The following is a 26230-nucleotide window of genomic DNA, read 5'->3' on the forward strand; positions in this document are numbered from 1 at the left end:
CTCACAAGGTATTTGATACCTTGGCGAGAGTTTCATACATATTAGATGGTAATGCAGACAATCTGTTCGCTACAGCGACTGCATCAGCTAAGTTGCTAAATTGACACCGGACAATTTCTTGTCCATTTCCTGACGGGAATCGCTTCCTAGCTTTGTTAGATACAGCACAAATAATCGCTAAAGCTTTGGCGAACCCGTCTTTTGTCAATATTGTTTCTTGAGCGAACCCTTCAACAGGGATAAGGCACACCTCAAATCGATAGCCCGGTCTGGGAGAAACAGCTATGTCGATATAGGGTTTATCTTCTTTCCTGATTCTGCGTAAATATTGGGCAGTAGAATTAGTGTCGTGCAAATCAGTCCCAAGGGCGTAAGTAAAGAAACAATCTTCTGTCAAGGATTCAGGACGGGTAATTATATCCGTTGCCATAAGTTCAAGTAGTATCCGTATGTTGTCTGGGTTTGTGATACACCTTACTGTGCAATCCCACTTCTTAAGCAAAAGTTACTGCCCACATCCCCGGCTTTTTGAATAAGTCCGAGATATAAATCTAGCTTAAGTGAACTCCAAAAAATAAATTATTCCACATTAAAGTCGTTGACTGTTGACTGTTGACTGAAAACTCGTGAACCGTCAACGGTCAACAGTGAACAATAGCAATGGAATATTTTTTTACTTGGAAGTCCCTAAGTAAGTAGCATTCTAGTTTACTGTCTGTTAGATGTACCAGTTTCACCCAATGTATTGCAATACAGCAATATAAACTGACATCAAACACCTCTAGAATCAAATGGTGTAGAGATTTAGATTCGGAGAGGCCTCCATATACTCAGTCACATGACCGAAAATATTTCTCAACATAAATAATTATAACATAGTTGACCGTTGAAGTTTTTTTAACTCCTCTGACCGATACATATTCCGTCAGCAAGAACGGTAGGGTTGTATTCAATTGCGATTTTTAGATTAGGAAATATATTTATTAAGTAATTTTAATTTTTACTAAGCATATCTAAGGATAAATAGTCATTGCGATCGCATCATCTCATCAAGTAGAGACGTTAATTGGCCTTCAGTACCGAGAGCCAAAGAACATCTTTTAGCAAACTCTAAAGCTGTTAAATGTTGTTAACAAAATCAACAGGATAAGCTTAAGTAAAGTAAAAATCATGATTCTATTATGAAATGATTAAGGAACTTAAATATATTCCTGGAAGTTAGAAGTGGTTTTTATGGCGCTTTTTATTAATCTCACCAGAGAAAAATCTGAACCTTTCGCTTATATATGGTTTTTCTTAATTCAGCTTTTTTAGAGGTGTTAATAAGTATTTTATAGAGTTTAGGCAGTTTACAAATTAGTCAGTATGAGTATAAATCAAAATACGTTATTTCAGCATTTTATTAGTTGCGTAGGCGTCGCAAAAAAATAGCTGATAAATTTAGCTAATAAGTTGTTTCAGGCTTTTCTTAATAGGACTTACGCAAGAGTTACGGAATAACGAACCACAGAGGCGCAGAGTACACGGAGAAATCAGAGTTTGAGAGATATTTTGCGTAAGTCCTACTTAATTATCCTGCGATGCCTACGGCGGTAAACTACGCAAATAGACCATACTGTAGGGGCATACCAATGCTCATTGGTGTCAACTTAACGTAAAAGTCATGTCCCGCAAGGAACTTCAGTTCCTTGGCTTTTAGCTAAAGTCTAGTGAAGTAGACTAAATATTCCTAAAAATCTTTAGTCTACTTGAGTAGACTTTAGCTATGAGCGAATGGCACTAAGTTAAGATACAGCCCTTGATCCAACTGCTTCCCAGCCTCCAGGCTGGGAAACCATTCCTAGAGGCTCCGCCTCCTCTTTTTTGACAAGAGGCAGCAGCCCATTCAGAATTCGTTCCCAGCCTCCAGGCTGGGAACGAGTGCTACATAAGTCTTTGGGCTTTTCTTAGTGCCATTCAGCTATGAGCATTTCCTGCTAGTGACGGTAGACTGAAATTAACCAGATGTCAATGGTAATGTTAACATAATAAATCTCCATAATTATTCCCAAAGGGCTTTGCACATGGGATACTTTAGCTACAACGCTGTGAACTCACCCAAACTTGTAGCAATTAATGTAGTATATTTTGTAAGGATAATACCTTACAATAACGGTAGCTTGGAGTAATAAAATGTTTCCTATGGAACTTCTAGCTATGCTCCCAAGCATTGTCTCGCGTTTCTACCGGATTTACCAATCTCTAATTCCGGCAAAAACGCTGGGATACAAAGAGCTGTTGAGGGCTGTAGCAGTTCTGGTTTTCAGCTCGAAACCTGGTTTCTTAAACCATGCATATTTTTCTTTTAAACCAAAATTAATATTTAGTTAACTTAAATGAATAATATTTTGTATCCATCGTAACATTTTCCTGCAAAATTTTTAATTTTATTAAAAATAAATGTTAAATCATGTTAAATTGATCTAAATATTGTAAATTTTAAGACAATAAACACTCAAGTACACCATAGGAAAATTAGCAATGTCTAGACAAAGTTCTCACAAGAGAAACTTTTTCAAAGCTTTAACTGTTAGCGCACTCAAAGGATCTCAGAAGTTAAGACTGGGGCTTAAATCCAGCTTGATTATTCTGGTGGAATCCGTACCCTTTTTGATTGCTTGTGCTGTACTTGTAAGCGTTATCAGCCTAAAAAGTCCTATCCTGCTTTTTTGTTTACTAGTTGGTAGTTTAATTGCAGTTATCATCCAGCAAATCGGGCAGCAGGTGAATTTACCAAGGCGATCGCTAATAATATTACAAATTTTAGCAGCAGCCGTAATTCTGAGTTTGTATTGGTTAGACTGGTTTGCAGCCCCCGCACAAGCACAGTTTTTTGGGGAAGCTGAGAGGTTTTTCAAAAGAAACTTAGGTGGTGCAGCAACAGCTGGTGGTGGTAGCGAGGCAGCAATAAGTTTGATATTTAATGTGTTGCGGGCGATTTACTTACTCTATATTGCAATTTCTCTAGTTGGTGTGATTAACGCAGTGCGTAAGGATGAGGATTGGCAAAGTATTGCCAGAACTCCCCTATTAGTCGTTGTTGCTGTTACCATTGCTGATGTACTCACACGCTTTGTAATTGGGCCACAAGGGCAGTAAATAATTTAGATATTTCATATTTAAAATGTCTCAAGAGCGGGAACAAGATTTTCGTCCAGTCAATCAGGTTCTAGGAAGCCAACCCTCATTAGGGCCAATCCCTGCTGATCAAATTCTTCCTTGGACGGTAATTGCCTTAGCCTCCTACTTTATTGTCAACGGGGTTTTTGGTGGGATTTTCCAAGAAGAGTTTCAAAAGTGGTTATGGACAATACTCATGACTGGTTGGGGAATCGGAACTTGGTGGATTTTAACTGGTGGTAGGAGTTGGAGTTTTTTAAGTAAATTTATAGGCGTTCCCGCTTGGACAAGAGGCTTTGCTCGTTATCAGAGCTTATTGGAAGTTAACCATGAAGCAAAAAATCGGAAAACAAAGCGTCAGCGTCGCCGGAAATGAAGGTAGATTAACACCATTTGAAGATGCCTTACACTTGGCGACAATGCTACGTGTCGCAATTAATGGACGTGATATTGGTGCTTACCTTTTGACAAAAGGCACTCAAAGAGATCGGTTTTGCTTTGTTTTTGGTTTTGACTGTAAGGGAATTCATACCACTTTAAGACCCGAACAAATCGATACACTCTTTAATAACATTGAAGCCGGATTAAAAGACATTCCTAGCGGTGAAAGAATGACACTGCATTTGGGTTCTTTTAGTTCAGACAAAGAGCGCCAAAAAGAATTAGTATCGCTAATCAGAAATGCGCCATCACGAGATATCAAATATTTGTTGATGGCAGAAAGAGCCAGAGTCAAAGAATTGACTATTTCTGGTGTTCGTAAGCCTAAATTCTTACGGATTTATGTCACTTACACCATTGAATCCAACTCCAAAAATGCAGATGATTGGATAGAGAAGCTTTTAGTTAGAGCTGAATCATGGTGGTTAAAATTCAAAGGGGATCTTTCAGAAGTAGAAAACCAGCGCATTGAAACGCTGATAACCAATGCTTACAAGCAGGGTTTTCTACGCTGGGAACAAATTTTATCTAACCAAATGGGATTGGATGTCAAACCTTTGAAAGCTGATGAACTCTGGGAGGGCATCTGGAAAAGGTTTAATGATACGCAGCCAATACCGATTCCTCAGTTGATGACTTTAGATGAAGAAGGGCTGCACGAGCAAGTTAATTCAGATTTAGCTAGTACTAAATTGCTGCTAGATAATATCCACGGCACAACTTTGTTGATGGAGTCTAGCGTACCTTGTGCCGATCGCCGTTGGGTTAATGTTAACAATCGTTATATTGGCGCACTCTCATTTCTGGAAAAACCCGGAGGTTGGGTAAATAAATCTGCTCAACTGCGATATTTATGGGAACTGTTGGCTAGAGAAACAGTAGTAGATACAGAGATTTTTTGTGAGTTGACTGCGGCAAATCCAGCAATGGTGAAAACTACTTTGCAACGAGTCTTGAAGCAGTCAAACATGACAACAATCATGGCTCAAGAAAAAAGTAAAACTATTGATGTCAACGCGCAATTAAAGTTGAAGAAATCGGTAGCAGCACAAGAACAATTATTTGAAGGTGCAGTCCCGATTTATACGAGCATCGTTATTTTGGTACATCGTCAAACCGTCGATAAATTAGATGAGGCAACAAGATATATTGAAAACTGTTTTCAACGTCCAGCGAAATTAATTAGAGAAAGTGAGTACGCTTGGAAAATTTGGCTGCAAACTCTCCCAATAGTTTGGGAAGGTTTATTAGCGACACCTTTCAATCGTCGCCAGCTATATTTAACCAGTGAAGTTCCCGGATTAATGCCTTTAGTTTTAACTAAACAGGGTGATAAACAAGGCTTTGAGTTGATTGCTGAAGAAGGCGGAACACCGGTACATTTAGATTTGTTTAATCAACACAAAAATTTAGCTTTATTTGCGACTACTCGTGCTGGTAAATCGGTGTTGGTATCAGGGATTTTAACTCAGGCTTTGGCGCATGGCATTCCGGTTGTGGCGTTAGATTTCCCGAAACCTGATGGTACATCTACTTTCACTGATTACACAGAGTTCATGGGGGCAAATGGAGCGTATTTCGATATCTCCAAACAATCGAATAACTTATTTGAACAGCCAGACTTACGATCGCTAGATCCAGAACAACAGCGCGATCGCTTTAACGATTATACCGCCTTCCTAGAATCAGCTTTGATGACAATGGTTTTAGGATCATCCACCGAAAGTCAAATTTTATCACAAACCGTGCGATCGCTCCTAAACTTAGCATTAGAAGCCTTCTTTGCTGATGAGGGCATACAAGAGCGATATCGCCAAGCGATGGCGGGAGGATTTGGCACTCAGGCTTGGCAGAAAACCCCTACTTTAAAAGATTTTCTGTTTTTCTGTTCATCAGAACACTTGCAGCTAAGTACTTTAACTGGCAGAGTAGAAGACGCCCTTAGTCAAATACAGTTGCGCTTGCGGTTCTGGCTTTCTAGTCGGGTGGGACAAGCCATTTCTGCACCATCTAGCTTTCCTACCGATGCACAACTATTAGTTTTTGCTCTGAGAAACCTATCAGATAGTGAAGATGCAGCCGTACTATCTTTGAGTGCCTATTCAGCAGCATTACGACGCGCATTAGGTAGTCCAGCTTCTATATTCTTCATTGACGAAGCACCAATTCTATTTGAATTCGAGCAAATATCTGACTTAGTTGGCAGAGTTTGTGCAAACGGCGCTAAAGCCGGTATCAGAGTCATCTTATCAGGACAAGATCCTGATACAATTGCCAAATCTAAAGCTGCATCTAAGATTTTGCAAAACTTGACAACACGATTGATTGGACGCATTCAGCCGGTTGCAGTCGATAGTTTTGCAGAGATATTAAAGTATCCCCGCCACATTATTTCTCGTAATGCTTCAGAAAGCTTCTTTCCGCGCAAAGAAGGCGTTTATAGCCAATGGCTGTTAGATGATAACGGTATTTATACATTCTGTCGTTATTATCCAGGTTACGAACAATTGGCAGCAGTTGCTAATAACCCTGCTGAACAAACTGCACGTAGTAAAATGATGCAACTTCATAGCGATAAATATGAAGCAATTTCTGCATTTGCCCGTCAGTTAGTGGCTAATCTGCGTAGTAGTTAATCGGGTTCTGTAAGTAGTTAACAGTGATTCAAAAAGTTATAAATCATAGTTACAAAGCTAAATTACCTTTTTCAGGCACAAATGTATGCGAAAAACTACCATTTTTACTCTTACGTTGCTATCCCTGGCAATCCTACCAGCAATGGCACAAGTTAACACGGGATTAGGGCAGGTTTGGGATGATATTCAATCATATTCCGCAGATATGGGAAAATACCTTCAAAATAATCAGAGCGAAAACTTAAAGCCTGTAGAAGCACAGAGTCGAAATGCTCTTGATAGTTCCAAGGGAGATACAGAATTGAAGATACCTAACCCCGTCACTGCGGGACAAAAGGTTCGTGATAACATTATCAACGAATCTTATCGTTCACAATCTAAAGAAAGCCGCTTTGAAAATAATGCAGCAGTACGGGCAAATTTAGTTAGTAATGAACTCAATCGTTTTATTACCCGTGGAGCCGCAGAAGCTATTCTTGGTAAAGATGGACAAAATCGAACACAAGCAAAGTTAGAAAATACTCAAAACACACTAGAAGAAATTAACGCAATTAGCGATACGGCGGGGGCAAAGAACAACCTATTTAGTAGTAAATTTGAGCAATTAACTCGAAGGATAGAAACAGCAAGCACCACCGATGTAACTAAACTCGCCGCTACTGGTACTCTTTCCGGTTTACAAAATTTAGCACAAATACTAGGTGACAATCACTTGGAAACTATTAAGATTCAACGGGCACAATCAGCAATTATAGGTGAAACATTTGCTCAGACAATGCAAACGAATCAGTCTTTGCAATATTCTAATTTAAATTTAGCAAACATTTCTCAACAGGCAGAAGAGGCAAATCGCGCTCGGAGAGTAGATACATCTACAGAAGCAGCGCGACTTTTACGAGCGACTTCTCAACTAGATTTGTTTGGCAGAGAGGGGTTGGATAAATGCGGGATGAATTTGCAGTTAAAACCATTGGAAATGCAAATTCGTGATAAATTGTGCCAAGTCATCCGCTAATTCAGGAACGCCGGCAGAGAAAAAGTTGGGAAGTAGGATTTTAGGATAAAAAAACTCTAAGAGGATGTTTTAAAAGTCCTCTGGTTAGTAGCAAAACCTTTTAGATCCCTCTAAATCCCCCTTTTAAAGGGGGACTTTGATTCCGGTTCCCCCCTTTTTTAGGGGGGTTAGGGGGGATCAAAAAGTGCTTAAAATTACAATAAACCACTTTTAAAACATCCTCTCAATTTCCAGACAATTTTTTAAATCCTTAAACTTCTTACAAACCAACACGAAGTCTAAAAAACAGTTTGCTAGGGTGCGTTAGCGACACCGTAACGCATCGAAATCATCAGGGATGGTGTGTTACGTTCCTAACGCACCCTACGAAATTTAAAAAAACAGCCCATCAACTCAAAATGCAACTTGCTATTCAACTAATTTTTGCCCAAGTAGGCCGCCAAGTAGGCATTGATGACGCTCTCAATAATGGTGCCGCAACTTCTCTAAGTATTGCCGAAGGTTGGAATAAACAATGGCTTGATTTATTACAAAATAATACCAGCAATAACTTGTATGGAGCGCTGACAACTCTGGGCATTTTTTTTGCTGTAGGAACCCTGTTATTTTTTATGATACAATTCCTCAAAGACTTAATATCCTACGAATATAGTCGTCCAATATCAGCTTTAATTTGGCCTTTTGTGGTGGTAATCCTCTTAAGTAATTCAGGTAAGGGAAGTATACTTTCTAATCTGACACTAGGATTACGGGGTTTTTTAAACAATGTGAATCAGCAAGTAGTGGTATCAGCAGATGCGGGTCAAATGTACCAACAAGCACTGAATATGAGTATTGCAGAAGAAGTAACTGGTTCTTTTCTGCGTCCTTGCCAATCGCTAACTGGCCTTCAACAAAGTCAATGCTTTACCAACGCTGCCGATAGAATCAACATTCTATTGCAGAAATATAGAAATACATACGGAAGGAGAGTTTGGATAAATAGGCTGCAAACTAAGGTAGATGATATTAAATTTGACAAAGGCTTTGTATCAGAAAACGAATTTAATTCTTTGTTAGGTTCTACAGTCCAAACAAGCATCAAAAACTTTTTAGTTTCCTTGCAATATGCTTTTCAGAATCTGATAGAAGCTACTATGTTGCTGATAGCGCTTTTAGGGCCAATAGCCGTCGGTGGTTCTTTACTGCCTGTAGCTGGAAAACCAATTTTTGCATGGCTGACCGGATTTTTATCTATTGGAATCGCCAAGATTTCATTTAATATTATTGCTGTGCTGACTGCCACAGTTATTGTAAATGGGCCAGGTCAAAGTGCTAGTGCTGATCCAGATTTAATGTGGTTCATAATTTTTCTGGGAATTTTAGCACCAATTTTATCGTTACTTGTGGCTGCTGCTGGCGGTTTTGCACTCTTTAGTGGTATCAGCAATACAGCTTCGTTAGTAAAGGAGAAGATATAAATTCAAAACGAATAAAATTTTGATAAGTATCGTAACTGCGGAATTATATGCAAATCGTAATTAATATCAGGGCTATTTCATTGTCATCTAGCCCGCCTCAGAATGAATTTTGAGGCTAATAGCGAAAGTCATCTAAAGATGACTGAAAAAAGGTTCTAGTCCGTTAAAACGGACTTTAGCTATTAGCCTAGAACTTGAGTTCTGGGCGGTTTATGTATAAAATGAAATAGCCGTATAATTAATAAATAGCTGAATTTTTTTGCAGGAGAAAATGAGTAAATGGTGCGTTTACTAGAAAAAAGACAAAGAACGACGGCAAGTGTTTTGACAGTTTTTGCGATCGCAACCTTCAGTTTACATATATTAGTTTTATTTTTATTCTTATTACAAGGGCTAAATATTCGCCAACTCAGTCTGACAAAACCTCCCAACTTTGTGCAATTAATAGACGGTAAACCAGTAGGTAATATTGATGATTTAGCAAGAGAACCAGAAGCAATTCGCCAATTCATCAGCAAAACGATGATATCAATGTTTAGCTGGTCTGGAACCTTACCAGCACAAAATATCGAAGAAGTTGCAACTCCCAAACCAGATTTAGGAGTTCTTATTCAAACACCTCAAGGGGGTAGCCAAAAAGTTAGTACCAGCAGTTGGATAGCTAGTTTTGCCTTATCCGAAGACTTTCGCAAAGGTTTCTTAAGCACAGTTGCAGAAATGACACCGGCAGAAGTTTTCTCTGAAAATCCCAGCCTAATGATGACATCACAATTAGTTATTAAGCGGGTTTATCCGCCAAGACAAATTGCACCAGGAAAGTGGCGAGTGGGTATGGTAGCCGACTTAATTCAAAAAAACCGAGTTGGTGGTGCAAGACTCATAACTCCTTTTAACAAAGATTTACTGGTACGTGCAGCAGATTATTTTGGTAATCCCCAAGGCGACAATGGTACAGACTTGCAAAAAGCAATTTATAGTGTCCGCGCTGATAGATTAGAAATTTATGAAATTCGTAACTTATGTTTGCTAGATGGCAATAACAACCTTAATAATGATAAATTTACACAATGTGGGGCTGGACAAACATCTGATAGCTTTACTAGATGAGTGGGGAGTGGGGACTTGTACTGAGCGAAGCCGAAGTAGTGGGGAGTGGGGAATCAGCCTTTTCGAGTTGAGGGCTTTTTGAAAAAATCAAATAAGACCTATAGATTTATAATTCACTAATTCAATTTATATATAGGACTAATATTTGATTTCTGAAAAAGCTCGGTACAATTCAAAAAGCCTAATTCCCTATTCCCTACTCCCTACTCCCCGCCTACGTAGATAATTTCAAAAATCAAATACGATTCCTATAATTATTAATGCAATTACTCAAACCAGAAAATAGGAAAAATAACCCATTGCCACTGTTAGCAGTAGGAACATTTGGGTTACATGTATTTACCCTGCTTTTACTACTATTTCACGGGTCTATGTTACAGGACTTAGGTCGTCAACGCACACCTCAAAGTTTAGTGCAGCTTGTTGATGGTCGCGCTATAACCGTAGACCCCGAACCAAATTTAGAGCGACAGCCAGAGGCGATTCGGCGGTTTGTGGGTGAAACTATGAGCTTAATGCTTACCTGGTCAGATCAACAGCCGCCAACGCAAGTCTGGGAAATTACCTCCCAACTGGTAGCTGATAATTTTAAACAAAAACTTCAGTCAGAAATTACCAATTTAAATCCAGATAGCCAATTTGAAAATGTTAATAGAGGAGCAGAGAATGTATTAGTAATCCAAAAAATATCTCAACCTACAGAAATAGGTAATGGACAGTGGAAAGTGGAAATGTTTGCTAATCAACTAGTATTTAGCGGTTATGATAGGTTGGGAAAATCAACTTCATTTAATAAACAAATTTTAGTTAGAGCAATAGATAAACCCGCAACTTACCCACCAAATGCAGCACTACCATTGCAGTTCGCAGCTTACCGCCTTGGTGAAGCCAGACTAAAAATTTATAATGTATGTGATATCAAAGATAAAAATTGTTCTGGAAATCCTAATCAAGCTTTACCATGACTAAATACTCAACTCCTGCCCAAACACCTGCTCAAAATGGATTGACTCTAACCCCCGATGCTCACCAACAAAATGTAGAATCTTTTGATTGGGAATCGCGGATGTCAAGGTTAGTCGGCTTTGAAGAAGAATCTTCTCCTCCCGATACCCAAGGTTCAGAAGACTCTGCAACGCCACAAGAGTCGTCTCAACCACAAGAAGTTCAGACAAAGCAACCCCTCTCATCTAATCCCTTTGCAAAGTTAGGCTTGGTAGGTGCTGCTACCTTTGCGATCGTTTTGGTGGGTGGTGTATTTTTGTCCCAGTTAATGAGTAGCAATCCCAAGCCAAAAGAGATTGTTCCTCCACAAGTGCCTGAGCAGCAAACTGATGAATCTACCTCTCAACAGCTAGCAGGCGAAGTAGATACTCTGAAAACGAAATTAGCCCTGACTGAACAAGCAGAGATGGTGAAAGCCGCCCAACAACAGCTTAGAACTGCCAAATCAACGCCTACAGTAGCTTTAAAACCAGAACAGTCAGTACCTCCCAGAGGTACACAAACAGTGATCCCAACACCCCCACCAACAGTTTACCTGCCCCGACCAGTGACAGTTCAGCCCATCGTTAGAGTACCTGCTTCTCAACCTGTGCGATCGCCCCAACTACCAGTTGTGACGCCAAACACTCAACCTCAGACTGTACCTAATATAACTCCACCATCTCCACCAAGCCCATTGCAAGAGTGGAGAAGGTTAGCAAAGTTAGGTAGCTACGGTCAAGTAAATACTACCGATCAACCTAATAACATCGCAGCTGCTCGTGAACCCGCAAACAATCCGCAGCCGCAGCAACAGACACCACCACCGGAAACTCCTGCTCCTGCGGTGAGCCAAGCGCAACCCTTGGGACAAAAATCCTTAGCAGTAGGGACTAGTGCTAAAGCTGTGTTAGCAACAGCGATATTTGGCGAAACTACTACTAGATCAGGCGGTGGTGATGAAGGAGGCCAAGGAAAAAACGTATTCGTGATCAAATCGCAAGAAGCACTAAAATCTAAGGATGGTACTACTGTCATACCTGCAAACACCGAATTTCTAGCTGAAATTACTTCCATTAACGAACAAGGTCTTTTGCAGATGAACGTAACTAAACTTATCTCGCAAAATAATGGCAACCCTACCGAACAAAGCTTACCCAGCAATGCAATTATTATTCGCGGTACCCAAGGTAAACCTTTAATAGCAGGTAAATATCCCGGTCAAAGTTCGTCTATAGCATCAATGGATCTAGGACTATTCGTTTTGGGAGGTCTTGGTAAAGCAGCAGAGTTGATAAATCGCCCTGATACCAAAGTTCTGCCATTATATGGCGGTAACCTCGGCAACATCGATAACGGCAATATCGAAAACGGCGGCAACGGCAACGCCAACGGCAACGGCAACAACTACATTAGTGGTTATACTACTATCACTGAGAACAGACGCAACCTTTTAGCTGGGGTTGTGGAAGGTGGTTTCAACTCTGTAGTACCCCAAATTGCCCAACGTAATCAACAGGCGATCGCCCAAATGTCGCAACCAACTAATATTTGGTTTATGCAAGCCGGTACAACTGTTGAACTATACGTTAATCAACCAATCTAATTTTAGCAGGTAGGATTTATACCAATTTTAGATTTTTGATTGGAAAATGGTAATTGGTAATTAGTTTTCTTTCTATCTTTCCCATATTCTCCTGTTCTATCTACCAATGTCTCCATTTGCAACCATGAAAAATAAACCTAATTTGTCAGGAAATACCCCAGGTAATTCTTATTTCCTACCTATAGCTTCCTTAATTTTCTCGGTTGCTATGTTCTTGTTGGTAGGCCGCGCTGTTGCTAATAACGCTGTTCTGCGTTCCATATTTTCCTGTCAAGCACAGGGTTTAGGGGGAGCAATACCTACCATCGACGTTTGGTATCAACAAGGAACAAACTTGAGCTTTATTCCGACTGGAGAAGTAATTAAAAAAGTTTGGTTAAACGATCCATCACAGGTAACTATAGACTTTGATGGCCCAGTATGTATGCAGTTTGGTCAAGACTCTAATAGTAATGCCGGAGATTGTAAAAACTCAGCAGCGAATGTAATTCAACTCAGACGAATTCAAAAACTGAATATTCCTGGGCTTCCTCCCACTAGCAATACACTTTTAACAGTTGTTACTGAAGGGCAAGGTAGAAATAAATTGTATACCTTTCGAGTGATATATAAAACAGATAACCCTGAATATCACACTTTAGCAGTTTTTGCCGATCCTTCTGGTCAAGAAGGAGCTTGTGCTAAAGTTCCACAATAAACTTTTAGCAAACCAATGTTTGTCATTAGTTTTTATAAATCTAGGGGTAGGTTGGGTTGAGGAACGAAACCCAACACCAAGAATCCTTCATTTGGTTGGGGTTTCACTAAAGTTCAACCCAACCTACAAATATTTGATTTTTTCAGAGTAATAAAAGAGCGATATAGCGGTTCCCACTCAGATGGGGTACAACATTACATCACCATGTGTAGGCAATACGGTTCGGTTAAGGTTTTTTGATGAAAATTCTAAATCACAAAGACGCGATAAATCGCCGTCTCTACAATAATTAATCCTTTGTAGAGACGGCGATTTATCGCGTCTTTTGGCTTAACCGAACCGTATTGCATGTGTAGGGGCACGGCACTGCCCATTGGTGTTAACTTAACGTGAAAGCCAGCCTAGAACCAGCTTTTACATATTGTCTCGTTGTCTCGTTCCCCTGCTCCGACTGGGAACGAGATTTGAAAAGGCTTTCAGCTTAAGAAGTTGACACGTAGGGGCACTGCCGTGTACCTCACGTAAACGAGAATCGCTATAAGTAATCAAGCGGACATGATATAATCCAATCCTTAGAAAAAGGGTTATAGAGGATCTAAGCCTTTAGGAAGTTTTCTTTCTTTATAGAGTAAGGTTAGGCTAACGCATAGGCAGTGTTGTAGTTCAATCAATTGAAAAACGCTATAACTCAACTGATTTAACTTACTCAGGCATTTTCAGCCTATATGTTTATAAATATAAATCTTCAGATAAAAACTAACCATAAATTCTAAATCCGTGTAAATATAAAGAAAAGCTTAAGAGGTTACAGACTCATGGTCACTGCCAAAATGATGCAACAGCTTTGGGCTGTAATCGAGTCTACCCAGGTCAGCACCCTGCTCCAGTTTGACGATGCTGCTTTAGTACAAGTGCTTCTCCAGCAGTTAAAAGCAAAGCAGGTTATTGATCCACAGGCAGATAGCAGCCTCAATACTTATATAAAATCTAAACTGCCCCTCATTCGTGATACGGCTGAAGGTCGATTATCCTTCGGGCAAGGTGGCAATCATTAATACGAGAAATCTAAATGATTCCTCACTGCCAAGCATACGCTCAGAGTTCAAACAGTTGAATATTATGAATAACTGGCTAGTAATTGCCCTAGTAGCTTATCTAATTGGAGCAGCGATTGAAGGGGTGAGTACAGCCAGTCAGCTATCTCATTCAGTGCCAGAATTAGCTAAAAACACACAAGCTCACCCATCAGATTCTGCCACTGAGTCTAATTCCACTTGGCGAGTTGTGGCCGCGATCGCCTCAGTAAGTATATGTGGAGCTTTTTTGTGGCCTTGCCGCCTTTTCCACCGTTTAATTAAAGGCAAAGTTAGTCATTAGTCATTAGTCTAAAAGATACCACGATCCACCTAACGACTTGCTGTGGGCATTGCTTGGGGCGAGGTATAGCAATCGAAGTATAGGTTAGGACATCAACAGATGATAAAACCTAGCCACCAAAAGACTTTTCACCCAGTCCCCAGTCCCTAGTCCCCAGTCCCTTGCTATATGTACCAAAAACTCATTATGTCGTTTGTTCTGGTGTCCCTACATTTTGCCCAATTTTTGGCTCTGTTCCCGCCAGCAGTCGTTCAATATTAGTGCGATGGCGCAAAATCACATATAATCCACCGGCAATCCCAAACAGAATATATGGTAACGGTTGATGCAAAAGTACCATGAAAATGGGAACAGCGATCGCACCTGCAATTGAACTTAAAGAGACAATCCGCGATATCGCCACAACCACGGCAAACACACCGACTGTTGCTAAACCTACCTGCCAACTCATTGTCAACAAAATCCCCAAGCTGATAGCAACGGATTTACCACCAGTAAAGCCCAAAAAAATTGATTTACTATGTCCCAAAATGCCAGCTAACCCAGCTAAGGTTAATACCCATGGTTGCCACGCTTGTGCATCTATCGTTGGGGGGATATAATTTTGAATTTGGTTAAAATTGAATAACCAGTAAACTAGAGCGATCGCTAATACTCCCTTTAAGGCATCAAGTACTAAAACGAATGCTCCTGGCCCTTTCCCCAAAGTTCTTAGTACATTAGTTGCGCCAGTGGAACCTGAACCAACTTCCCGAATATCAATACCTTTTAACAGCTTCACAGCAATATACCCAGTGGGAAAAGAACCCAATAGGTAAGCTATAACCACAATTGTCCCACACAGAGTTAACCAAATAGCCATAATAAAATTCAAAATTCAAAATTCAAAATTCAAAATTTAAAAAAGTCAAGAGTAATACCTCTTGACCAATGACTAATGACTAATACTTCGACTACGCTCAGTACAAGTGACTAATTTAAAAGTCATCATCATAGTTTCTCACGGCTTTGGGGTCAGGAGCAAAAGCTAACCACAGGGGAAATTGCAGCAATGACAAACTTATTTGCTCCTCTGAATCGTCAATGATAATTAAGGGCAGTTGATTGGCTTTCGTCAATCGGTCTGCTTTTTGGGCGACAGCATCAGACGCTTCAAATAATACCACGCCCCGGTCTGGGCCGAAATCTGGGCGACCGATTCCCAAACAGTCTTGCAAGCCGCGCCGCCATTCACCCAATCGCTCCGGTGTATTAGCTAAGACTAAAGTACGGACGCGATCGCCATACAGCTTGTGTAAAATCGAAATTGCAGCTGAGGCAATCAAAATATTCTGTAAGCGGCTACCCATTGTCCGCAAACCACCCCGTCCCCCTTGGGTAAAAAACCAGTTAGAGACTCGTTCTGCGTGGATTGGTTCAAAGGTACGGCGTAATTGCCACGCTGGGCCATAGTAATCTGGTTTATTGCGGTATTGGTCAATTAGGCGGCGAATTTGCTTAGTAGTATCTTGAAACTGCTGTTGGGCAAATTGGGGTATTCCAGGTTGGGTTTCAACTGGTTTAGTCTCTTTGTCTTTTACAGATGGTTTTTCTCGTTCCACCACACTTGGCGTAAGTTGCAACTGCTCGGCGGCAACGGCCAAATCCTGTAAGCTACCAGTGAGATAGTCTTTAAAACCCTGCACCCGAATTGCCAAGTCTTGGGATGTACCAGCAAAAGTGGTTCGCATCTCGTTGCGGATACGTTCTTGACGGCGTTCTAGTTGTTCTACAGAAATTTGCAGGGTTTGCTTGCGTTGTTCTAACTGCACCAGCGACTCTTGCACAAGTCGTCCCAGTGAGGTTTGAGTTTCACCCACTTGTGTCTGAAGGTTTTTGTAAAAAGCTTGCAGCTTGGCTATTTCTTCCTTGAGAGCAGCTTCAGCGCTCTGCAACTCTGCAACTCGCTGCTCTGCTTGTGCATATAATGAATAGTTTTCTAATCCCAGTGCAGTATTTTCCGGTTCCGACTGGGCTACAAACTCGCCATTTGAATTTTCTGTTAGCTCTACTGTAGAATCTACCACTTCTGCATTAGAGATGAGTGGCTCAGAATTTGTGTAGTCCTCTGATGAGCTAATGGCTCCTGTTTCTCCCACTGACTCAACAGATGGATTGAGTGGATATTCAACTGCATTGTTTTGCTCTTGTTTTTCTGCCAACCGCTCATCAATTGGTTCTGGGGTTTGAGATGCCTCTGAGTTCATAAACAATAGTGTAATTCCTATGACGCGAATAAATAGCTTTCACAAATATTACAATTGACCTGCCATAAAAGTCCTGAGTTATGAGTGCTGAGTTATGAGTGTAGATCGAAACGACTCAGCACAGATCGAACTCAGGACTAAATACGCGGACAACGTTGTTCTAAACAAGTTTTCAAGGTATTGGGATCAAATAAAATCGGCAAAAAGTGAATACTTTTAATTTCTTTAAAGTAAAACAAAATGGGGACTCCATTCCAGAATATCCGCCAGTTTTGCCATTCCTGATAGGGAAAGCGCCGAATTAATTTTTCACCTCTGTAAATATCTAAGTCGGTGGCGGTAAATTGCAAACGCAGCGTTAAGGCCTGAAACATGAGAAACAAACCAAACAGCGTAAAAACTGAGCCTACCCACGGTTGTACCAACAGTAGTGGAATAGCGGCAATCACCAACACTATAGGTATATTGTAACTAGGCTTGAGTTCCACAGTTGATGTGGAGTTAGGAGCAAATGAACTGGTCACAGTCTTAAATCCTGCTTTATTTACTAGGCATCTCTCCTATTTTATGAGTTAGGGGTTATGAGTTAGGAGTTAAAAGTTAGGAGTTAGGAGTTAAGAGTTAGGAGTGAGGAGTTAAGAGTTAGGAGTGAGGAGTTAGGAGTGAGGAGTTAAGAGTGAGGAGTTAAGAGTTAGGAGTGAGGAGTTTTAAACAATTCGCAATGACCCTCCTACGTCGCTCATAGCGTTGCCATGCCGTTGGCGCAGCCTCTCTAAGAGTTGGCTTTACGCTGCGAAGAGAGCAATTACGTTTTGTAACGAGGATTTTAATTAGGCATCAAAACGTGCTTTGGTCGTTAGGCGGGGGAATTAAACCCTTAAACTTTGTTAACTCCAAACTCCAAACCCTTCGGCAGGCTCAGGGCATCGCTCCAAACTCCAAACTCCAAACTCCAAACTCCAAACTCCTAACTCCTAACTCCTAACTTTTTTTATAGCCCTAAGAATGCACTACCAGTCCCCTGAAACATTAACCAAGAAAGAAAAAAGTTGCTAACAAATATAATTAGCAAGGCAGTCACAACAGCACTTGTGGTTGATTGTCCTACACCTTTGGCTCCTCCTGTTGTCGTCAACCCCCAACTGCAACCAATTACGGCGATTAAAGTGCCAAAGCAACACGCCTTAATCATGGCGCTAAAAATATCCCAGATATCAAGAAAGTTACGGGCTGAGTCTAGAAATACCGTATCAGACAGATTGTAGATATTTGTCGCAATTATTAATCCCCCGAACATCCCTGTTACCAAAGACAGGAGGGTTAAAATTGGTAGCATTAAACAGCAAGCAAGGACACGGGGAATAACCAGGTAATCGATTGGATCTGTTTTCAACATCAACATGGCATCGATTTGTTCTGTGACTCGCATGGTACCGATTTCGGCTGCAAAGGCAGAACCGACTCGCCCAGCTAAAATCACTGCTGTCAACACGGGAGAGAGTTCTCGTGTCAACGCAACAGAAAGCACTCCGCCGATAATGTTTCCTGCGCCAAAGTTGATAAATTCCCGCGCTACCTGAATGGTAAACACCGCACCAACAAAAATAGCCGTCAATAGGGCAATAAATAGAGAATCTGGCCCAACTGCTGCCATTTGTTGCAAGGTGTTGCGCCGATGGATTTTGCCCCTCAATAGGTGAACTAGTACTTGCCCACCCAGAAAAATCGCCGCCAGCAGCCGCTGACTCCATTCTCCTAAACTGGATTTGGATGTAGTCTGGTTCAATGTTCTGTAGCTAACTCGGTGACTGCCTTAAGAATAGCGGAAGTCATTGGGATAGGGAATGGGGAATGGGGAATGGGGAATGGGGAATGGGGAATGGGGCATGGGGCATGGGGCATAGCTCAATAATCAGTAGTTCTTATTCTGCCTCCCCTGCTCCCCCTGCTCCCCACGGCGCTGAATATTAACTTAGATTAAACATGCTCTCAGAAAATGAAGCTGTTATTAAACCTGCTGCAAACTAATAAATAGGTGCTATGTTTGGCTATAACCTTGATTTTTCAAGGGTTTTGTAGATTCAAATCATTTTTTAGATACCCAGCATGTGCTGTAGCTGGTAGCCATTTATTTTAATGAAAACTTAAGATTTTTGACAGATTGGTTGGTCAGGAGCGATCGCACGTATTGTAGAAAATGACGAACTGCTATCTAGCTCTTGTCACCTCTACTCACGGAGTTTGTCTTAAATGGCTATTTTCACTAACTTTCTCCGCTCCCTACTACTGACGATCATTTTCAGTTTTGCCGCCCCCATGTTACTAGTTGGCGGTGGGATACTCCTTCTATCCTTCATAGGTTACTTCCCCGGTTTACAAGAGTTAACTGAGGCGATCGCTACTCAGATTATAGATTTTCTCGCCACCTTTGGCAGTGGAACTCCCCTCCGGGGATTATTTGTGATTAGTTTGACCTGTAGTTTCGTCGGGGCACTGTTTGACACGTATGTTTATTATCGGTGTCAAATTTTACGAATTGATTCATAAACAGTAGAAATAGCTTCCTCATGTGCTGATGGGCTGTACAAGATAGGGAAAAGTGATATTCCCAAAAGTAAAAGTACTATTGGTTTTAATTTAAATAGGGATTAGTTTTGCTCAATGAATTTTATTAATTAAATTCAGTCCCTGAGTTATTGATTAAATATTTATTATTCATTAGTTATTAGTTATTACTGACAACTAGTACAGGTGCGCGACCCTAGTAAACCAATCCTCAAAAGGCTAAAAAGCTAAAATACTAAGGGTTGTAGAATTTTTAATTACGCAAAACAGCTAAAATATTCTGTGCGAAATCATCACGTTGGACGCTAGACTAGAGTTTGGGATTTTGTGTTAGCTGCAATCTGCGATATTTATCGAGAATATCAAATAAAACTCACTGCAAAATATAAAAATTTCCTTAAAATACTGATGCTCACAATGCCTGCTCATGTTTCTTAACAGAGCAAAAGAGGTCGTCTGACCGTTGGGCATCTTATATTAAGTTTATTACGAGGTATGTTGACAGCTCATGATTTGGCCGTTTAAGCCCAAGTTTAGAAAACAAATTGCGCGGATTGAAATTACTGGTGCGATCGCGGGTGCTACTCGCAAACGCGTTCTAGAAGCCCTGAAAACTATAGAAGAAAAAAAGTTTCCCGCATTATTACTCCGTATAGATAGCCCTGGCGGTACAGTCGGAGATTCTCAAGAAATCTACAGCGCCCTAAAGCGTCTGCGCGAAAAAATCAAAATCGTCGCTAGCTTTGGCAATATCTCGGCTTCTGGAGGAGTCTACATCGGCATGGGAGCCGAACACATCGTAGCTAATCCAGGTACAATTACGGGTAGTATTGGTGTGATTCTGCGTGGGAATAACTTGGAACGCTTGCTAGAAAAAATCGGTGTTTCCTTTCAGGTAATTAAGTCTGGCCCTTACAAAGACATTTTGGCTTTCGACCGGCAACTGACTCAACCAGAAGAAAACATCCTGCAAGAGTTGATTGACACAAGTTATCAGCAGTTTGTCCAAACGGTAGCTGATGGCCGTTCTTTAACAGTAGAAGCTGTGAAAAGTTTCGCCGATGGGCGGATTTTTACTGGACAGCAAGCCCTAGAGTTGGGTGTTGTAGATCGTCTGGGCACAGAAGAAGATGCCCGTCGCTGGACAGCAGAACTAGTCGGACTTGATCCAGAAAAAACTCTCTGCTATACCCTAGAAGAACCTAAACCTTTATTGAGTCGCCTTCTACCAGGAAGTCGTCAAGTTTCATCAGGAATTGGGGCTGGTATTGATTGGCTCGAATTTGAAATGTCTACTAGTGGTTTACCCTTGTGGTTATATCGACCTTAATATGAGTTAGGAGTTAGGAGTGAGGAGTTAGGAGTTAAAACTCTCAATTTCTTACTCTTAACTGCTAACCCCTAACTTTTTTCTTTTAAGGAGGATTTGGGCGTGGAGTGGCAAATGCGGGCGATTCGCGGAGCAACAACCGTTTCAGAAAATACCGTTGAGGCAATGCGAGAGGTAGTGACAGAACTACTAGATGAACTAGAAAACCGGAATCAATTCGAGCCGAGGGACATGATTAGTGTAACTTTCTCGGTAACACGCGATTTGGATGCGATTTTTCCAGCTGCGATCGCTAGATCGCGTCCTGGTTGGGATAATGTGGCCATGTTGGATGTGCAGCAAATGCACGTCGAAGGTAGCTTACAGCGTTGCATTCGATTCTTAATCCACGCTTATCTGCCAGCCTCTGCCTCAATTCATCATATCTACTTACGCAACGCCGCCAGCTTGCGTCCTGACTGGAGTTTGCCCCAGTCTTTACAAACATCACAGCCAGCAGTTAAGTCAAAAGTGTAAATTACTTAAATAAAATATATTTAACAAACAGCACAAAAGTATAATTATGTGCTGACGCGGCTGCTCAACCTGCTGCTGATGGGAGAATATTATTAAGTTTGCCGTAGTGATTTGAGGTCTATTTGTGAGGCGATCGCGCCCAAAATCAATCGCATTTATCATAAAGTACTATCCACATCTTTGGAATCACCCTGCTCTTCCTCAATTTCCAAATCCAGAGCAAATATCAAAGCTTGTTTGATTTTTAGTAGTGTTTCATCTGGCAATTTGCCGAGTTTACGTTCCAGTCTTACAGCAGGGATTGAACCTAAACCTTGAACGCATCGCGGCAGTCCCTACCCTCAACTCTTAGTAGGGTAGGGATCAGAGCGGGTTATTGGAACGAAGTGGAAATAACCAATCCATATTTATTCGATTGGCGCATCTTGATCTTTAATGTATTGTTTTAATTTGTCGATTGGTGCGCCTCCACTTGACGCAACATAATAAGAGCTAGACCAAAACAGGGGTTTCCAGTAAAACTTGTCAATATGTTCTTTAAATTCTTTGCGAATAACCCTACTACTAGCAGACTTTAAACTAGAAGTGAAATCAGAAATATTGTTATCTGGATGGTAGTCTACCAACAAATGAACGTGGTCTTGTTCACCTGAGAATTCTATCAAAATACAATTAGTTTTAATGCAAATATTTGCAAAAATCTCATGCATCCTTTCAAGGATTGGTGCAGTAATTACCTGTTTGCGATATTTGGTAATAAAAACAAAGTGCAAGTGAATAGAGAAAACAGCATGTGACCCTTTGCGAGGAAGCATTTGACAAGTAACCGTGTCTGATGTATTCTGACTAATATACCAGATTTCGGAGGTTTACCCTGAGCGTAGTCGAAGGGAAACAAAAACATACTGTGGCAACAAGACGAATGACCTTTCGTTTATACCCAAATGAAAAAACTGAATTAACATTGCGGTATCACCGAAAGCTCCACAAGGACTTGTACAATGCCGCAGTAAACAACAGATTTAACCAGTACAAAATCTATAATCACAAAGTTGATTATTTTGAGCAGCAAAACTGTTTACCTGCGTTTAAAGAAGTTTGGTTAGAATATAAAGAGCTTCCAAGTCATGCACTACAAGCAACTTTAAAACGTGTTGATTACGCCTTTGAACGTTGGTTTAAGGGATTGGGTAAACGACCTAGATTTAAATCAATTCGGCATTATTCGGGATGGACTTATCCAGATTGTGCAGGTTTTAAGCTAGAGTCAGACGGAGAGAATGGGTATTTGGGTCTGTCTAAGATTGGGCGTATTCAAATGCGTGGACAGGCTAAATATTGGGGCAAACCAACTACTTGCACCATTCTTTATCGTAATGGTAAATGGTACGCCTCAATTACTGTCAATGTATTAGACCAAGCTCTCAAACCAGAGATTCTACCCTGTGGTGCTATTGGTATTGACTTTGGATGTAAATCTGCTTTATCAATTACTGATGGTGAAAATCACCAACAAATTGATGCTCCCAAGTTTTTGAGGAATGCAGAACATCTAATCAAAAAAGCATCTAAGGATAAAAGACGTAAACGTGCGCCGAATAGAAAGAAAAAAATAAAAGCTTCTAGACGGTTTAAAAAAGCTCAATTAAAGGTTAGTAAACTTAACCGCAAAGTTGCTAACCAACGCCAAAATTGGGTACACCAAGTTGCCACACAAATAACACGCAGTAATAGCATGGTGGCAACTGAAACTCTAGTTGTCAAAAACATGACTAGTAAACCTAAAAAAGGCTCTTCGCATAAACAAAAGGCTGGACTAAATAAGTCTATCCTTGATGTTGGATTTGGAATGCTACGCAACGCCATCAAATATAAAGTAGAACAAATTGGTGGTGTATTTATCGAGGTTCCAACCCGCCTTGTAAAGCCTTCTCAAACCTGCCCTAAATGTGGACACCAGCACAAGAAAACACTCGATATCCGAGTACATGAGTGCGGTGTTTGTAGTTATCGTCAGGATAGAGATATTGCTGCTGCCCAGGTTATGCTTTATTGGAGTAAAGGGAATCTGCCGGGGTCAGGAACTGTCCTCGCAGACGCAGAGTCGTCTAGCTCTACTTCATCCACCAAGGCGCGAAAGCAAGCTGGAAGTATGAGGCAACTAGGGGCGAAGAAGCGTCAGAAATCTCAAAGCAACTTTGCTAAAAACAAGCTAGAGGATGCAGAAACCTCTAGCTCAAGCGAAGCTAGCTAGAGGTAGTTCATGGAACGTGGGAAGAGATTCTCCTACGTGCTTCTGAACTGACTGGACGACGAGTAAAATTAATAATCCTGGCTAATGAAACCTCAAGTGACGCATCTACAGATACCTTAGACAAGTTGTTGCAAGGAAGAGTAGGACAAGTTAATTTCCAGCCATCAAACTTGTCTGAACGTACAAAGGAAGCTTTTGCAGATATTTTGTCAGCTAAATATGACCCTTCAAGGTTAAACCAGTGATACTCTGCGATGCTTCTGCCTTGATTGCTTTAATTAACCAAAGCGATGCCAATCACCAAGGTTGTGTTGATATATTACCTCAGCTATTAGCCCCTTTACTAACAACTTGGTCTTGTTTTACAGAAGCCATGTATTTGTTAGGTCGCTATGGTGGATGGTCTGCACAGCAGGAGCTATGGGGCTATGGAGCTATGTTGCCGATCAGATTCTTTTGTTGCACCACAATAATATAGAAGAACAAGAAAAAATGCGATCGCTAATGGATCAATATAGAGATATCCCAATGGATTTAGCAGATGCTTCATTGGTAGCCACTGCTGAAACCTTAAATCAGAGACGAATTTTTACTCTTGATCGAGATTTCCACATCTATCGATTTCGTGGTAATCGAGTATCGATCAACTTTGTTGCTACGGCTAAAAATCTTACACAGGGTATGAGAGTCTAAACCTGTCTGAACACTTAGATTAATGAGTGTAAATCGCTTGTTGCCGTTTTCATTAAATTCTGTTTGTTGTTTTGCTAACTCAAGTTTATGTAATCCTTTAGAAACTTTCGAGGCGATCGCTCAAATCCAAAACCCTCAACAAAACAGAGAAAACAAGGGGCTAAAATCCTTCGTAAACCAACAAATTTCTCTGTTTATCTTCCCTGTAGCAACTTCCGTCTTCCTTGCAGCAGCTTCCGCCTTCACGTTTGGGTGTTTCGCGCACCCTGTAGCAGCTTCCGCCTTCCTTGCAGCAGCTTCCGTCTTCACGTTTGGGTGTTTCGCGTACCCTGTAGCAGCTTCCGTCTTCCCTGTAGCAACTTCCGCTTTCACGTTTGGGTGTTTCGCGTACTCTGTAGCAGCTTCCGCCTTCACGTTTAGGTGTTTCGCGTACCCTGTAGCAGCTTCCGCCTTCACGTTTAGGTGTTTCGCGCAACCTGTAGCAGCTTCCGCCTTTAATATAACGGTTCGCAATTGCATCGAATACAGACCTAACAAGAACAGCCCCTTCTCTTCTAGGGTTGGGGAGTAAGATTCAAAGCCTCTCTCCTAAAAGGAGAGAGGAATGGAAGTGAGGTCAAAACTGTACTGCACCCAAGCGAGAACCGCTATATAAAAGGAGTTTAATTACTGCGATCGCTTGCATTCATCACCAACCAAAATTACTTATTTGGCTTTGTTTGGAGAGCGATCCAATTAATTACCAAGCCCTTCGGGCAGGGAACTCTTAAGAGGGAACAGGGAACAGCTTTGAAAACCTGCCCGAATTTTGGGTCTAAAGCCCCTAAATTTATTTATGAAAAAAAATAAAAACATTTTTTTTGAGACGCGCAGCGCAAGAAAAAATACGTCCTTGTACAAATCCCCTAATTTTAATTATGGGGATTTCCCTGTTCCCTCTTGCCTGTTCCCTGTTCCCTTTTAATCTTATACCAAGTAAAAGTGCGATGCCTAGTTTGGGCTACGCCTACGCATTCTTTTACCGATTGAATTAAGCAAAGGTCGCAAGATCCCGCAGAGCGTCTACAAGCGATCGCCCTCTCTGCGATGGCATTAATTAGCTTTTTAGCTAGAAATCAATTACTGCGATCGCAGCGTAGCTTGCTTCCTGTAGCCTAGAACAACGATAAGGCGATCGCAAAGGTTTTTATAATGCACCGTGACAAAATGGCGATGGGCTACGCCCCGTCGGAGACGATCGCACACATCCACAGAACTAGAGAATTTAAGGCATTGTTGCTACATTCCATAACAATCTTTAGGCTAAGGGAAGGATTTTTGCTATCATATCTAAGCTTATCAAACAATGTGAATGTAAATCTTTAAGAAAGGCAATGAAAAAGGTTACACTAACGGAATTAAGTAATAATATTGAGCGTCTACTAGATGAGGTGCTAGAAACAGGTATTCCACTAGAAATTAACAAAAATGGTAAGTTATTAAAAATTGTTCCTATAGAAAAAAAAGATAAACTTAAAAACTTAACATTGAAATCTGATGCTATTCAAGGAAATCCAGGTGATTTAGTTAATATCAGTTGGCAACAGGAGATTAATATTGATTTATCTTGACACTCATGTAGTAGCATGGCTCTATGCTGGCTTGACAGATAAATTAACTGATATCGCTAAAACATTAATTAATGATAATGACGTTTATATTTCGCCAATTGTGAGATTAGAGTTACAGTATTTATATGAAATCAAACGTCTTAAAGATAAACCGGATGTGATTATTCCTAACCTGTCCGAGGAAATTGGTTTACAAATATGTGATCAAAACTTTAATGATATTATCAGTAGTAGCTTAACTATTACTTGGACTCGCGATCCTTTTGATCGGATTATTACGGCGAATGCTTTATTAAATAATAATATATTACTGAGCAAAGATGAAAAGATTCTGAATAACTACCTGTATGCAAAATGGCGTGATTAAAAGTTACATTTTTCGCCTTCACATTTGGGTGTTTCGCGCAGCCTGTAGCAGCTTCCGCCTTTAATATAATGGGAATTTAATTACTGCGATCGCTCGCACACATCACCAACCAAAATTACTGATTTGGCTTTGTTTGGAGATGTCTAATTAATTACTCTTATACCAAG

27 protein-coding genes are annotated in these 26230 nt (G+C 40.8%); 18 read left to right on the forward strand and 9 right to left on the reverse strand.

Going from position 1 to position 26230, the window contains the following annotated elements; translation table 11 throughout:
* Position 1 precedes the first annotated feature (1 nt).
* Positions 2-430 carry a hypothetical protein gene (locus D1367_RS16655; RefSeq protein WP_118167422.1) on the reverse strand — a complete coding sequence of 143 codons (429 nt, stop codon included), beginning with the start codon at positions 428-430 and terminating at the stop codon, positions 2-4.
* 2090 nt (positions 431-2520) lie between these two features.
* Between D1367_RS16655 and D1367_RS16660 the strand changes: the two genes are divergently transcribed.
* The 9 genes from D1367_RS16660 (at position 2521) to D1367_RS16700 (ending at position 13105) form a co-directional block, all read left to right on the forward strand.
* The gene (locus D1367_RS16660; RefSeq protein WP_118167423.1) at positions 2521-3138 is read left to right on the forward strand and encodes a hypothetical protein; all 618 of its coding nucleotides are present in this window, start codon (positions 2521-2523) and stop codon (positions 3136-3138) included.
* A gap of 25 nt (positions 3139-3163) precedes the next feature.
* On the forward strand, positions 3164-3535 hold the full coding sequence (locus tag D1367_RS16665; RefSeq protein ID WP_118167424.1) for a hypothetical protein: 372 nt from the start codon (positions 3164-3166) through the stop codon (positions 3533-3535).
* Entirely contained in the window at positions 3489-6236 is a 2748-nt protein-coding gene (locus D1367_RS16670; protein ID WP_118167425.1) for a hypothetical protein, read from the forward strand. Before D1367_RS16665 ends, D1367_RS16670 begins: the two co-directional genes overlap by 47 nt.
* Before the next feature lie 85 nt (positions 6237-6321).
* Positions 6322-7251: a hypothetical protein gene (locus tag D1367_RS16675; protein WP_225892218.1), complete on the forward strand. Its 930-nt coding sequence runs from the start codon at positions 6322-6324 to the stop codon at positions 7249-7251.
* Between the two features lie 398 nt (positions 7252-7649).
* The gene (locus D1367_RS16680; protein WP_118167426.1) at positions 7650-8711 is read left to right on the forward strand and encodes a hypothetical protein; all 1062 of its coding nucleotides are present in this window, start codon (positions 7650-7652) and stop codon (positions 8709-8711) included.
* Positions 8712-8990: 279 nt separating this feature from the next.
* On the forward strand, positions 8991-9818 hold the full coding sequence (locus D1367_RS16685) for a hypothetical protein (protein WP_118167427.1): 828 nt from the start codon (positions 8991-8993) through the stop codon (positions 9816-9818).
* 260 nt (positions 9819-10078) lie between these two features.
* Entirely contained in the window at positions 10079-10783 is a 705-nt protein-coding gene (locus D1367_RS16690; RefSeq protein ID WP_118167428.1) for a hypothetical protein, read from the forward strand.
* Positions 10780-12408, forward strand: coding sequence for a TrbI/VirB10 family protein (locus D1367_RS16695; protein WP_118167429.1), 1629 nt, complete (start codon positions 10780-10782; stop codon positions 12406-12408). Before D1367_RS16690 ends, D1367_RS16695 begins: the two co-directional genes overlap by 4 nt.
* 124 nt (positions 12409-12532) lie before the next feature.
* Positions 12533-13105 carry a hypothetical protein gene (locus tag D1367_RS16700; RefSeq protein WP_118167430.1) on the forward strand — a complete coding sequence of 191 codons (573 nt, stop codon included), beginning with the start codon at positions 12533-12535 and terminating at the stop codon, positions 13103-13105.
* A gap of 248 nt (positions 13106-13353) precedes the next feature.
* Here the strand turns inward: D1367_RS16700 and D1367_RS32810 are convergent, their stop codons facing one another.
* Complete coding sequence (locus tag D1367_RS32810) at positions 13354-13479, reverse strand: hypothetical protein (protein WP_267255663.1); 126 nt, start codon at positions 13477-13479, stop codon at positions 13354-13356.
* 441 nt (positions 13480-13920) lie between these two features.
* Between D1367_RS32810 and D1367_RS16705 the strand changes: the two genes are divergently transcribed.
* Together D1367_RS16705 and D1367_RS16710 are read left to right on the forward strand one after the other, a co-directional pair.
* On the forward strand, positions 13921-14160 hold the full coding sequence (locus D1367_RS16705) for a hypothetical protein (RefSeq protein ID WP_118167431.1): 240 nt from the start codon (positions 13921-13923) through the stop codon (positions 14158-14160).
* A 64-nt stretch (positions 14161-14224) separates the two neighbouring features.
* On the forward strand, positions 14225-14482 hold the full coding sequence (locus tag D1367_RS16710; protein WP_118167432.1) for a hypothetical protein: 258 nt from the start codon (positions 14225-14227) through the stop codon (positions 14480-14482).
* A 184-nt stretch (positions 14483-14666) separates the two neighbouring features.
* Here the strand turns inward: D1367_RS16710 and plsY are convergent, their stop codons facing one another.
* The 4 genes from plsY to D1367_RS16730 form a co-directional block, all read right to left on the reverse strand.
* Positions 14667-15344, reverse strand: a complete 678-nt coding sequence (gene plsY, locus D1367_RS16715; protein ID WP_118167433.1) for a glycerol-3-phosphate 1-O-acyltransferase PlsY — start codon at positions 15342-15344, stop codon at positions 14667-14669.
* Between the two features lie 115 nt (positions 15345-15459).
* Positions 15460-16728 carry a DUF3086 domain-containing protein gene (locus D1367_RS16720; RefSeq protein ID WP_118167434.1) on the reverse strand — a complete coding sequence of 423 codons (1269 nt, stop codon included), beginning with the start codon at positions 16726-16728 and terminating at the stop codon, positions 15460-15462.
* Positions 16729-16865: 137 nt separating this feature from the next.
* Positions 16866-17252 (reverse strand): DUF3119 family protein, encoded by a 387-nt coding sequence (locus D1367_RS16725; RefSeq protein WP_118167435.1) that lies wholly within the window; start codon positions 17250-17252, stop codon positions 16866-16868.
* A gap of 467 nt (positions 17253-17719) precedes the next feature.
* Positions 17720-18514, reverse strand: a complete 795-nt coding sequence (locus D1367_RS16730; RefSeq protein WP_118167436.1) for an MlaE family lipid ABC transporter permease subunit — start codon at positions 18512-18514, stop codon at positions 17720-17722.
* Positions 18515-18978: 464 nt separating this feature from the next.
* Between D1367_RS16730 and D1367_RS16735 the strand changes: the two genes are divergently transcribed.
* The 3 genes from D1367_RS16735 to aroH all read left to right on the forward strand — a co-directional run bounded on the left by D1367_RS16735 (position 18979) and on the right by aroH (position 21139).
* Positions 18979-19275, forward strand: a complete 297-nt coding sequence (locus tag D1367_RS16735; RefSeq protein WP_118167437.1) for a hypothetical protein — start codon at positions 18979-18981, stop codon at positions 19273-19275.
* A 526-nt stretch (positions 19276-19801) separates the two neighbouring features.
* Positions 19802-20623: a signal peptide peptidase SppA gene (gene sppA / locus D1367_RS16740; protein ID WP_118167438.1), complete on the forward strand. Its 822-nt coding sequence runs from the start codon at positions 19802-19804 to the stop codon at positions 20621-20623.
* Between the two features lie 102 nt (positions 20624-20725).
* Positions 20726-21139: a chorismate mutase gene (aroH, locus tag D1367_RS16745; RefSeq protein WP_118167439.1), complete on the forward strand. Its 414-nt coding sequence runs from the start codon at positions 20726-20728 to the stop codon at positions 21137-21139.
* A gap of 407 nt (positions 21140-21546) precedes the next feature.
* Here the strand turns inward: aroH and tnpA are convergent, their stop codons facing one another.
* A complete protein-coding gene (gene tnpA / locus D1367_RS16755; protein WP_118164924.1) occupies positions 21547-21954 on the reverse strand; it encodes an IS200/IS605 family transposase in 408 nt (135 codons plus the stop codon).
* Between the two features lie 107 nt (positions 21955-22061).
* On the opposite strand from tnpA, the gene D1367_RS16760 reads away from it, so the two are divergent.
* Both D1367_RS16760 and D1367_RS31815 read left to right on the forward strand, forming a co-directional pair.
* Complete coding sequence (locus D1367_RS16760; protein WP_118164919.1) at positions 22062-23393, forward strand: RNA-guided endonuclease InsQ/TnpB family protein; 1332 nt, start codon at positions 22062-22064, stop codon at positions 23391-23393.
* A gap of 420 nt (positions 23394-23813) precedes the next feature.
* The gene (locus D1367_RS31815) at positions 23814-24086 is read left to right on the forward strand and encodes a PIN domain-containing protein (RefSeq protein WP_220450960.1); all 273 of its coding nucleotides are present in this window, start codon (positions 23814-23816) and stop codon (positions 24084-24086) included.
* A gap of 135 nt (positions 24087-24221) precedes the next feature.
* Here D1367_RS31815 and D1367_RS16775 read toward each other — a convergent pair whose 3' ends face one another.
* Both D1367_RS16775 and D1367_RS32815 read right to left on the reverse strand, forming a co-directional pair.
* Complete coding sequence (locus D1367_RS16775; protein WP_228674832.1) at positions 24222-24623, reverse strand: hypothetical protein; 402 nt, start codon at positions 24621-24623, stop codon at positions 24222-24224.
* A gap of 582 nt (positions 24624-25205) precedes the next feature.
* Positions 25206-25337, reverse strand: coding sequence for a hypothetical protein (locus D1367_RS32815; protein ID WP_267255662.1), 132 nt, complete (start codon positions 25335-25337; stop codon positions 25206-25208).
* A 122-nt stretch (positions 25338-25459) separates the two neighbouring features.
* Between D1367_RS32815 and D1367_RS16780 the strand changes: the two genes are divergently transcribed.
* Entirely contained in the window at positions 25460-25696 is a 237-nt protein-coding gene (locus D1367_RS16780) for a type II toxin-antitoxin system Phd/YefM family antitoxin (RefSeq protein ID WP_118167441.1), read from the forward strand.
* Positions 25683-26063: a type II toxin-antitoxin system VapC family toxin gene (locus tag D1367_RS16785; protein ID WP_118167442.1), complete on the forward strand. Its 381-nt coding sequence runs from the start codon at positions 25683-25685 to the stop codon at positions 26061-26063. Before D1367_RS16780 ends, D1367_RS16785 begins: the two co-directional genes overlap by 14 nt.
* Positions 26064-26230: the final 167 nt, after the last annotated feature.

The organism is Nostoc sphaeroides, assembly GCF_003443655.1.
Classification (GTDB): Bacteria; Cyanobacteriota; Cyanobacteriia; order Cyanobacteriales; family Nostocaceae; genus Nostoc; species Nostoc sphaeroides.